At 54.6% G+C, this 10,645-nt stretch carries 7 protein-coding genes, 2 tRNA genes and 4 pseudogenes; 9 read left to right on the top strand and 4 right to left on the bottom strand.

What is annotated here, in order from left to right; genetic code table 11:
* Window positions 1-151: 151 nt before the first annotated feature.
* The gene (locus ACTBDU_RS10665) at window positions 152-292 is read left to right on the top strand and encodes a hypothetical protein (protein WP_438806451.1); all 141 of its coding nucleotides are present in this window, start codon (window positions 152-154) and stop codon (window positions 290-292) included.
* A 61-nt stretch (window positions 293-353) separates the two neighbouring features.
* Here ACTBDU_RS10665 and ACTBDU_RS10660 read toward each other — a convergent pair whose 3' ends face one another.
* The gene (locus tag ACTBDU_RS10660; RefSeq protein WP_438806448.1) at window positions 354-971 is read right to left on the bottom strand and encodes a riboflavin synthase subunit alpha; all 618 of its coding nucleotides are present in this window, start codon (window positions 969-971) and stop codon (window positions 354-356) included.
* A 235-nt stretch (window positions 972-1,206) separates the two neighbouring features.
* On the opposite strand from ACTBDU_RS10660, the gene ACTBDU_RS10655 reads away from it, so the two are divergent.
* The 7 genes and pseudogenes from ACTBDU_RS10655 to ACTBDU_RS10625 all read left to right on the top strand — a co-directional run bounded on the left by ACTBDU_RS10655 (window position 1,207) and on the right by ACTBDU_RS10625 (window position 5,637).
* Window positions 1,207-2,580 carry an MATE family efflux transporter gene (locus tag ACTBDU_RS10655; RefSeq protein WP_438806447.1) on the top strand — a complete coding sequence of 458 codons (1,374 nt, stop codon included), beginning with the start codon at window positions 1,207-1,209 and terminating at the stop codon, window positions 2,578-2,580.
* Window positions 2,581-2,730: 150 nt separating this feature from the next.
* Window positions 2,731-2,807, top strand: a tRNA-Val gene (locus ACTBDU_RS10650).
* Between the two features lie 8 nt (window positions 2,808-2,815).
* Window positions 2,816-2,892: transfer RNA gene (locus ACTBDU_RS10645), tRNA-Val, on the top strand.
* Between the two features lie 463 nt (window positions 2,893-3,355).
* Window positions 3,356-3,763 carry a pyruvate kinase gene (locus ACTBDU_RS10640; RefSeq protein ID WP_438806450.1) on the top strand — a complete coding sequence of 136 codons (408 nt, stop codon included), beginning with the start codon at window positions 3,356-3,358 and terminating at the stop codon, window positions 3,761-3,763.
* A pseudogene (locus ACTBDU_RS10635) lies at window positions 3,645-4,319 on the top strand (pyruvate kinase); the annotation flags it as partial. The gene ACTBDU_RS10640 and the pseudogene ACTBDU_RS10635, both read left to right, overlap by 119 nt.
* A 12-nt stretch (window positions 4,320-4,331) precedes the next feature.
* Complete coding sequence (locus ACTBDU_RS10630) at window positions 4,332-4,877, top strand: pyruvate kinase alpha/beta domain-containing protein (protein WP_438806449.1); 546 nt, start codon at window positions 4,332-4,334, stop codon at window positions 4,875-4,877.
* A 523-nt stretch (window positions 4,878-5,400) separates the two neighbouring features.
* Window positions 5,401-5,637: a major outer membrane lipoprotein gene (locus ACTBDU_RS10625; protein ID WP_438806446.1), complete on the top strand. Its 237-nt coding sequence runs from the start codon at window positions 5,401-5,403 to the stop codon at window positions 5,635-5,637.
* A 453-nt stretch (window positions 5,638-6,090) separates the two neighbouring features.
* On the opposite strand, the pseudogene ACTBDU_RS10620 reads toward ACTBDU_RS10625, so the two are convergent.
* The 3 genes and pseudogenes from ACTBDU_RS10620 to ydiK form a co-directional block, all read right to left on the bottom strand.
* Window positions 6,091-7,020, bottom strand: a pseudogene (locus ACTBDU_RS10620) (L,D-transpeptidase family protein).
* Window positions 7,021-7,119: 99 nt separating this feature from the next.
* A pseudogene (locus tag ACTBDU_RS10615) lies at window positions 7,120-8,291 on the bottom strand (IS3 family transposase).
* A gap of 289 nt (window positions 8,292-8,580) precedes the next feature.
* Window positions 8,581-9,681 (bottom strand): AI-2E family transporter YdiK, encoded by a 1,101-nt coding sequence (gene ydiK, locus ACTBDU_RS10610; protein WP_438806445.1) that lies wholly within the window; start codon window positions 9,679-9,681, stop codon window positions 8,581-8,583.
* A 276-nt stretch (window positions 9,682-9,957) separates the two neighbouring features.
* Here ydiK and ACTBDU_RS10605 point away from each other — a divergent pair.
* Window positions 9,958-10,645 (top strand): annotated as a pseudogene (locus ACTBDU_RS10605) (FAD-binding oxidoreductase); the annotation flags it as partial.

The following is a 10,645-nucleotide window of genomic DNA, read 5'->3' as shown; positions in this document are numbered from 1 at the left end:
ACCGACGTCCATGACTTTTGCTGCTTGCGCGGCGGTGTAATTTTGGTCGACAACCAGTTGAGCGGATTCGCGTTTGAATTCAGGACTAAAATTTCTTCTTTTCATTGGTGCACCCGTGTTGTTCTGAGGTGAGCATACCACCTCTGTTCAGGTGGGCAAATTCGGTGTACCACTACAATTTGTTTACTACCTACAGACCTGCGCCGGCGCCTTCCGCGCCCGCAATATTCAACTCTGGCAGGTGCTGTTCAGCCCTCAGGGGGCGGAAGGCGGTTTACGCGTCGCGCGTTGACTCTTTGCACGTAACAGCGTACGCCGCAGCCGGGTGCCGGCGTTTTCAGTGCCCTTCACAATCAGGTGCGTTCGCGCGCCGCCAATACCCGTTCCACGGTGTCGACAATGGCCTGCGTCTGCGGGTCAATTTCAATATTGACGCTATCGCCAAGCCGTTTCTTGCCGAGGGTGGTGCGCATCAACGTTTCAGGTATTAAATGCACGCAAAAGCGGTTGCCCGTTACCTCTCCAACCGTCAAACTGATACCGTCGACGCCAATATAGCCTTTATGCAGGATATATTTCATTAGCGCCCGTTTCGCCACTGTGAACCAAATCTGTCGGTTATTTTCCGACGCGACAATTTTGCTCAGTTCAGCGGAACACATAATATGCCCGGACATCAGATGACCACCAATTTCCGCCTGCAGGCTCGCCGCCCGTTCTACATTGACCTCTTCCCCAACCGTGAGCGCCCCCAAATTGGTCAGCCTAAGCGTTTCTTTCATTAAATCGAAACTGACTACGTCATCCGTGATGCCGGTCACAGTCAGACAACAGCCGTTATGCGCCACCGAGGCACCGATAGCCAAATCCAGCAGCAGCGGCGGCGGCAAGCGGACATAATGGCTACGAAAATGGTCTTTTTCTTCAATCGCGATAATGGGCACGCTGGCCTGAACAATTCCTGTAAACATGCTTTTTTCTCATCTGGCTACACCGAACGTCGTGGCGCTCAGTTTGCCCCATAATATGACGAATTCCAAATACTAACACGGCGCAATAGAGGGCATATCCCTCATATCGCGTCGTTTTCCTGCTATCTTCGCCGACAAAATGCTTTACACTATCCCGCTAAAAGGATCCTGCCAGGTGAATACGTCAGGATTTCCGCTAATAAAAATTTTCGTCAAACGAAAGAAAGGTGTCTGCGTGCAAAATTATGTTAAGGAAGCGCGTATCTTGCTGGCTCTCGCCATCCCGGTCATTTTCGCCCAGGTGTCACAAACGGCGATGGGCGTGGCGGATACCATTATGTCCGGCTCGGTAAGCGCTACCGATATGGCCGCGGTGGCGGTGGGAACGTCGATCTGGCTGCCGGTCATTTTATTTGGTCACGGTCTGCTGTTGGCGCTGACACCGGTTATCGCTCAGCTCAACGGTTCCGGGAGCCGGAACCGTATTGCTCATCAAGTCCGCCAGGGCTTTTGGCTGGCGCTCGGTGTGGCGCTGGTCATCATGGTATTGCTTTACAATAGCCATCGCCTCATTGACCATATGCACAGCGTCGAGCCGTTGCTGGCGGAGAAAGCGGCGGCGTTCCTGCGCTGCTTACTGTGGGGAGCCCCGGGCTATCTGTTTTTCCAGGTGCTGCGTTGCCAATGCGAAGGACTTTCCCGCACCAAGCCCGGCATGCTCATTGGCTTTCTTGGCCTGATGAGCAATATTCCCATCAACTATGTCTTTATCCACGGCAAGCTCGGCATGCCGGCCCTGGGCGGCGTTGGCTGCGGTGTGGCGACCGCTTCGGTTTATTGGATAATGTTTCTATTGCTGCGCGTCTACACGCGCCGGGCGAGCGCCTTTCGCGATCTCCGTCTGACGGGCGTGTGGCAAAAACCGGATCCCGCAGCGCTAAGGCAGCTGTTTACCTTGGGGTTACCGGTGGCGCTGGCGCTATTTTTTGAGGTGACCTTGTTCGCGTTGGTGGCGCTGTTGGTCACGCCGTTGGGTATCGTTGCCGTCGCCGGTCATCAAATCGCCCTCAACTTCAGTTCGCTGATGTTTGTGCTGCCGCTGTCAATAGGCGTGGCGGCCACCATCCGTATCGGATATCGCCTGGGACAAGGCGACGTCGAGCAGGCGCGGGTCAGCGCCTGGTCTAGCCTGATGATAGGCGTCACGCTGGCCTGCTGCACCGCCCTGTTTACCAGCCTGTTGCGTGAGCGTATTGCTCTGTTGTACAACGATACCCCGGCCGTGGTGACGATGGCCTCGCATCTGATGTTGCTGGCGGCCATCTATCAGATCTCTGATTCTATACAGGTCATCGGTAATGGCGTGCTGCGCGGCTATAAAGACACCCGCTCGATCTTCTTTATCACCTTTACCGCTTATTGGTTGCTCGGCCTGCCGTGCGGCTATGTGCTGGCGCTGACCGATTGGCTGCGTCCCGCCATGGGGCCCAGCGGTTTTTGGTTCGGCTTTATTATCGGGCTTACCTCTGCCGCTATATTGATGATGTGTCGCATGCGCTGGCTGCAACGACAGACGCCCGCGCGAATTTTGCACCGGGCGGCGCGCTGAGGGCAAAATGTGCCTTGAGCGGTGAAAAAGCCGGCTTAATGCACATTCCCTCGACAACCAATCGGCGTCGAGGCGAAAAAACGCGTTTTCCTCTTGCAAGGGGTGATAGAGCCCGTTAATATTCGTCGGGCTGGCGGCAGGCAACAAAATGCGTTCTTAGCTCAGTTGGTTAGAGCACCACCTTGACATGGTGGGGGTCGATGGTTCAAGTCCATTAGAACGCACCATTCTTTGTGCGTCCGTAGCTCAATTAATTAGAGCATTACCTTGACATGGTGGGGGTCGGTAGTTCGAGTCCACTCGGACGCACCAATACTGTCTGCGCCCTTTCTTTTACACACGCTTTCCTTGCCCTTTGTTTCCATACGCTGCTTCGAGGCATTTTCAAGACGGCCGCGCTCGCGGGGCGCTTAAACCCGCAATGCGCGATATCAAGCCTTATCAGGGATTTACGCCGACAAGGGCTAAAGTGCGATGATCTTTGTAAAGATGGCACAATCACGCTTTTTTTTGTGCTAACGCATTAATTGTCCAGTTTTTACTTTGTTTCCCGCCGGTCAATAACTATAATGCAAAACGTTATTTTAATTGAATGGTTTGTGCCGATTGATTTGTCTTAAACCGATAAAAACAACATTGTTCTGCGGCGCACTTTGGCTTCGCCGACCTGAGCCGTTCTGCTTTTTTTCCTTACGTTCTGAGCGTTGTCACCTATCCTTTAAAATGGACCGCAGGTTTGAAGCGGCTTTTTTTTCATCGCGGGCCTGGTCCGGCGATGCATCAGCTTTATCATCCATCACAACTTATAGAAATCAACGTTATGAAAAAGACTAATATTGTTTGTACCATCGGCCCGAAAACCGAATCCGAAGAGGTACTGTCCAGCCTGCTTGATGCAGGTACGAACGTCATGCGTCTCAATTTTTCCCATGGTGATTATGAAGAGCACGGTCAGCGCATCAAAAATCTGCGTGCGGTGTTGAAAAGAACCGGTCAGCAGGGCGCGATTTTGCTTGATACTAAAAGCCCCGAAACCCGCACCATGAAATTGGAAAACGGCGCCGATGTCTCGCTGGCGCGCCGGCCAAACCTTTACCTTTATGACCGATCAGAGCGTTATCGGCAACAGCGAACGCGTTGCGGTCACCTATCCGGGGTTCACCCAGGATCTGGCGGTAGGTAATACCGTGCTGGTCGATGACGGCCTGCTGGTCACGGTCATGACCGTGACCAGCGTCACCCAGGACCTGGTGGTATGTAAGGTACTCAATAATAGCGATTTAAGTGAAAACAAAGGGGTTAATCTGCCCGGAGTGTCCCATTGCCCTGCCCGCGCTGGCGAAAAAAGATAAACGTGACCCGATTTTCGGCTGCGAACAAGGCGTCGATTTCATCGCCGCCTTGTTCGCAAACGTTCCGACGTACTGGAAACCCGCGAACACCTGGAGCAGCACGGCTGCGGCCATATCCAGATCATTTCTAAAACCAAAAACCAAGAAAGGCTGAATAATTTCGACGAAACCCTCGAAATTTCCGACAGCATTATGGTCACCCGCGGCGATCTCTCTGTCGAAATTCCGGTGGAAGAAGTGATTTTCACGCAAAAAATAATGATCGAAAAATGTAACCGGGCGCGCAAGGTAGTGATTACCGCGACCCAAATGCTCGACTCGATGATCAAAACCCCACGTCCGACCCGCGCGGAAGCCGGCGACGTGGCCAACGCCATTCTCGATGGCACAGACGCCGTGATGCTATCCGGCGAGAGCTCAAAAGGTAAATACTTGCTGGAAGCCGTGATTATTATGGCAACTATCTGCCAGCGCACCGATCGAATTCTGCCGAGCTGCATCGACAGTCTGAACGATAGCCGCAAACTTCGCATTACCGAAGCGGTCTGCCGCGGCGCGATCGAAACCGCAGAAAAACTGAAATTGCCACTGATTGTAGTCGCGATCGAGGGCGACAAATCCGCCAAGTCAGTGCGTAAATATTTCCTGAAAGCGGAAATTCTGGCCCTGACCACGAACCCGCTGACCGCCCGCCAGCTTCCGCTGAGCAAAGGGGTGTCCTGCCAGCTCGTTAAAGAAATCGCCTCGACCGATGATTTCTACCGCATCGGCAAGGCAATGGCGTTGGAAACCGGTTTAGGGGCCAAGGGCGACATTATCGTCATGGTGTCCGGCGCGCTGGTACCGAGCGACACCACCAACAGCGCCCGGGTGCATATGCTGCAACGCAGCCCGGGGGGTGCAGGCACGTCTGTCCCCTTATTTCTGCGGCACTGCACGACGTAGCGCCGCCAATGGCGCGGTCCGCTTAGAGCCGATGCAGCTCATCCACCCCGAGTGTCGGCCCTCCTCTCAGGCCCCTGTTCATGCAGGGGCTTTTTTGTTAGCCCCTGCCGGCGTTATTAAATAAGTGCAATACTTATTAAGTAGCGAGCATCCTGGCAATACCGCAATTGGTACCATAATGGTATAAAGAAACTTTATCCGCAGGCCTATTTCACGGCTTGTTGGCCATCAACATCAGCGCTAATTGGGTGGACAGACAAAAAGAATCGTGTCAGGGACATAAAATATTTAGCGCAACCAATTTCAATAGCACGTTTTGCCGCTGACTTAATCGGAAAAATCTTATGGCCGCAAGGTCCTTAGCCCGTTTTTTTTAACCCCCACCCCTGTAAAATAAGATGTTTCTTTGAGCGGTCGATCGAATTTAATTGTTTTATTCGCAAAATTTATTCTCATTCGAAAATAGTTTGTGTAATACTTGTAATGCTACATGGAGATTAACTCAATCTAGAGGGTATTAATAATGAATCGTACTAAACTGGTACTGGGCGCGGTAATTCTGGGTTCCACTCTGCTGGCTGGCTGCTCTAGCAACGCTAAAATTGATCAGCTGTCCTCCGACGTTCAGACCCTGAACACCAAAGTTGACCAGGTTAGCAACGACGTGAACGCTCTGCGCTCCGACGTACAGGCTGCTAAAGACGACGCTGCCCGTGCTAACCAACGTCTGGACAACCAAGCCACTTCTTACCGTAAGTAAGAGTTCCGGTCTTGATTGGGAATGGCGCACTCTGTGCGCCATTTTTTTACCTGCCAAACGCTAGTCACTGGCGCTTGATTTTCTCCCCTCATTGCGCTCCCGCGGGCACCATCATGGGACGCGTTAATCCCTGACGCTCACTCCCGCCCCGAGAACGCGCCAGAGGCCTGGCCTGACTCGTCACGCCGGCATCTTTGGCGCGCGGCATAAAACTGTAGTGGTCAACTAAAACGTTGCCTTGAGCATACCAGTGCAAAAACGACAACGGACGCATCGCCGGTTCAGGCAATGCGTCTGTCTTTATCTATGTCGTGCTGCTGCGGCCCTACGTCAACGCCTCAGCCCAATGCCAAGCGTGGACAGGCCGGGCCGTGCATTATGCACCCTCGGCGCCTTTTGCGGCAGCGTGGTCCGCCGTTTTTCCCCCATCTGAGACGCCTCTGGCGGCGCCGGTTAACCGTTATTCACCAGCACCGGCATACCCGAGCGGCGCGCCACGGCCTGCTTCACCATGGCGCGGTCCGTCGTGGGCGCGGCAACAAATTTGGTCGTCCGAGCGTTAAAGCGAATGGGTAAAGTCTGCGGATCCTCTTTCTCGGTGCGGGACAGCGGTTGATGGATCTCCACATAGCGCTTGCCGTCAGGCTCCACCGCCACTTTCACCGGCTCATTAATGACCTAAACGCGAATACCGACCGGTACGCTGTTAAACAGGGCCTCAATATCGTCCGGCCGCAACCGAATACAGCCAGAGCTGACCCGCATGCCGATACCAAAATTGGCATTGGTGCCGTGGATAAGATAAGTGCCGGTACCGGCCGCCAACCGCAGCGCGTACAGCCCCATCGGGTTTTTCGGGCCTGCCGGGACCACGGCGGGCAGCGTAATACCCTGCTCTTTCAGGTAAATCTTGCGGATATTGGCGGTCGGCGTCCAGGTTGGATTGGGAATTTTCTGGCTAATCGACGTCATCATCGTCGGCGTATTGCGCCCCAGTTGGCCAATGCCGATGGGGTAAACAATCACCTGGTTTTGTCTTTTGGGGTAATAGTAAAGCCGCAATTCTGCGAGATTGATGACGATACCCTTGCGCGGCGTATCGGGTAACAGCATTTGATTGGGGATGGTCAATACCGTGCCCGGGCGGGGGAGCCAGGGATCGGTGCCCGGGTTGGCTTCCAGCATCGCCAGCAGGCCGATTTTATATTTGTCGGCGATCACCTCCAGCGAACCGCCATCCTGGATGACGGTATGGGTTGTGTTCTCACCGATAAGCCGGCTGTTGTCCGGCGGCAAGGGATAGACGGTAGCCCCGGCCGCGTTGATGCCGCAGGCCAGCACAGTGGCCAGCGTCCACGCCAGCCTGTTGGTTATGTTTAGCATAAGCGATCCTGAGTCAGTAACTTGTAGAGCGGCGCAAGGGCAAGTCATGGGGAAATACGACCGACCGGCGCCAGCCCTGAGTGTACCAAATTGTAGTGGTCAACTAAAACTGGCCACCGCGTTAGCGTTTTTCCAGTGCCCATTTTCTGATTCGTTTGGTGGCAACCCACCGTTATATTTATGCGGCCTGAGTGCGTTGTAATATCCCACGATATAGTCGGTAATTCCATGAGCTGCTTCGCTGAAGCTTATGTGGCCCGTTACCGGTATCCACTCATTTTTCAGACTTCTGATGAGGCGCTCCATCGGACTGTTATCCCAACAGTTACCCCGCCGACTCATGCTTTGTTTGAACCGGTAACGCCACAGCAACTGTCGGAACTGCCTGCTCGTATAGTGGCTACCCTGATCGCTGTGGAACGTCACTCCGGCTGGTTTACCACGCGTTTCCCATGCCGTTTCCAGTGCTTTGATGGTCAGTCTGCTGTCTGGGGAGAACGACATAGCCCAGCCCACCGGTTTCCTCGCGAACAGATCAAGAACAACCGCAAGGTATGCCCAGCGTTTCCCAGTCCAGATATACGTCACATCGCCCCACCATACCTGGTTTGGCTCCGTTACAGCGAACTGGCGCTCAAGATAATTCGGGATCGCAACATGCTTCTGACCGCCACACTTATACCTGTGCGTCGCCTGCTGACAACTGACCAGCCCCAGCTCTTTCATGAGCCTGCCTGCGAGCCAGCGCCCCATCCGGAAGCCTTCTCTGGGTTGCCATGGTGGCGATACTTCTCGCGCCAGCGGCACCACATGGCTGATATGTGCAGTTCATGAACCTGACTGCGCAATACCGTTCGCCTGCCGTCTGGCCTGTCAGGACGACTTTTCCAGTATTTGTAACTGCTGCGATGAACCCTGAACACGTAGCAGAGTGTGGCCACAGGATAATGCGCTCTGAGTTTTCCGATTAACGAGAACTGTTCAGGGAGTCTGACATCAAGAGCGCTGTAGCCTTTCTTAATATTTCGTTTTCCATTTCAATGCGTTGTACCTTCATTCTTGAGTTCACGTATTTCGATTTGTTTCGGGGTTACGGGAGAGGCTTTTGATGTTTTTCCCTGTCGCTCATCACGCAGTTGTTTTACCCATTTCGTCATCGTAGAAAGGCCGACGTCCATGGCTTTTGCTGCTGGCGCGGCGGCGTAATTTTGGTCGACAACCAGTTGAGCGGATTCGCGTTTGAATTCAGGACTAAAATTTTTTCTTTTCATTGGTGCACCCGTGTTGTTCCGAGGTGAGCATATCACCTCTGTTTAGGTGGCCAAATTCAATGTGCCACTACACGCGGAGCATTAAAATCATTACTAAATCATAGAGCTAATAACACGCATAGTAGGGATAAACCTGCAGTACGTCACTCAGATTTATTCCATATAAGCCGCCTATTGCGACCAGTGTCCGCTAAAGGAAAATAACGGTAAAATGACTTAGCGATTTAAAAGAATAGGTGCTGCGACGTGGGGGAATAATTGTCCCGGCGCTCGCCGGGACCTGAGGGGATTAATGTAATTCCTTAAGCTGTTTTTCCGGATTATCGATTTTTCCCGGCGGGGGCGCTTCCTGCATCCAGGCGAAGACCAACCGCCAGGAGACCGCCAGCACCACCGGTCCGATAAAGAGGCCTATCATTCCGAAAGCCAATAAACCGCCCAATACGCCGCACAACACCAGCAGCATAGGTAAATCGGCCCCCATATGGATGAATATCGGTCGCAGAATGTTATCCAGGGTCGCCACGACACAGCTCCATACCAGTAATACCGTCCCCCAGGTGGTATCGCCGCTCCAATAAAGCCAGATCATGGCTGGGATCAGCACCGGCAAGGGGCCTAATTGGGCGATACACAACACGAACATGGTTATGGTCAGGACGGTCGCCAGTGGAATGCCGGTAATCGCCAAACCGATGCCGCCCAGCACGGACTGGACAATAGCGGTCAGCACCACGCCCAGCGCGGCCGCCCGGATGGCCTGAGCCGCCAGCAAAACCGATGCGTCGCCGCGTTCCGCGCCCAGGCGTATGGCGAAATGCCGCACCGCCATCCCCACGCGTTCGCCGCGCAAATACAGCAAGACGCTGAACAAAATCATCAACCCGCAGTGCAGCAGCAGGCTGCCCAGGTTGGCCACCTGGGCCAACAGCCAGCTGGCGGCCTTGCCGATATAGGGCTGGATTTTGCTCATTAACGGCGCGCTACCGCCGGAAATCAGCGATTGCCAGGCGCTGTAGAGTTTGCGGCCCACCATCGGTACATCCTGCAGCCAGGCAAGGGCGGGCAGGGTCAGCCGATCCGGTTGCGTGGCCCAGGCAACCAGCGGGGCGCTATTATCGACAATACTGCTCACCAGAATCGACACCGGCAGCACAAACAGCAGCAACAGCAGTAACGTCATGACCACCACCGCCAGCGAACGCCGTCCCCAAAGTAAATGCTGCACCTTTATCAGCAGCGGCCAGGTCGCTATCACCACCATTGATGCCCATGAAAAGCCGAGAATAAAGGGCTGTACTACCCAAAAGCAGCCAAGGGTCATCAGCGCGATAAACGTCACGCTGAATAACATTCTGGGCAAATCGTGAAGCGGGCGCGGGAAATCCATGAAACACCTTTCTCCTCAAACAAACGACGGGTTGCCCGCGACTTGACGATGGCCGATGTGGGCGAGTAGCATAATGATGGGGTATATCGTCATTTTTTGACAGGGGCGAATGAAAACTTTCGTTGAGTTATTCACGCCCCTCGCCCGTGGGCGCGGGATTTTTTTTGGCCGGCAGGACATGGACAAAAAAATATGATAAAACAGTGAGGTTCGGCTACTGCCGACGGGGTCGCCACATTGCCCTGATGAGGCTCTAACACAACAGGTTTACCGTCCATGCTTCCAAAGATTTCCCAGGCCCGGGGCGTCGACCCGGTGGTGACCGAATTCCTCGCCCGGCTGAACCGGGAAGGATTCACCGGCGACAGCGCAACCGCGCCTATGCCGACCGCCTGACCATGGCGACAGATAACAGGCATCTATCAATTATTGCCCGATGCGGTGATTTTTCCCCGTTCCACCGATGATGCCGCGGTGGTTGGCCGGCTGGTGGCTTTGCCGGCCTTTCAGGGACTCAGCTTCACCCCGCGCGGCGGCGGGACCGGGACCAATGGGCAATCTCCCAATCGCGGCGTGATCGTGGATATGTCCCGCTATATAAACCGCATTCTTGAAGTCAATACGGAGCAGGGCTGGGTGCAGGTGGAAGCAGGAGTTATCAAGGATCAGTTAAACCAGTATCTCAAACCGCTGGGCTATTTCTTCTCACCCAAGCTTTCGACCAGCAACCGCGCCACCCTGGGCGGCATGATCAACACCGACGCCTCGGGACAGGGCTCGCTGGTGTACGGCAAAACCTCCGATCATGTCCTCGGGCTGCGGGCGGTCTTGCTGGGGGGGGGGGGGGGGGGGCGGGGGGGTGCCCGGGGGAAACCCCCGGCCGCGGGGCCGCCGGGCCCCCACGGTGACCATAAACCCCCGGGGGGGGAACCGGGCCCGCCCCACGCCCCCCCTCACGGGGAAA

Origin of the sequence: Sodalis sp. (in: enterobacteria), from assembly GCF_051710625.1 — a bacterium.
GTDB lineage: Bacteria > Pseudomonadota > Gammaproteobacteria > Enterobacterales > Enterobacteriaceae > JBPESN01.
Note: the sequence above shows the minus strand (reverse complement) of the source record. Positions and strands in the feature narration are given on the sequence as shown.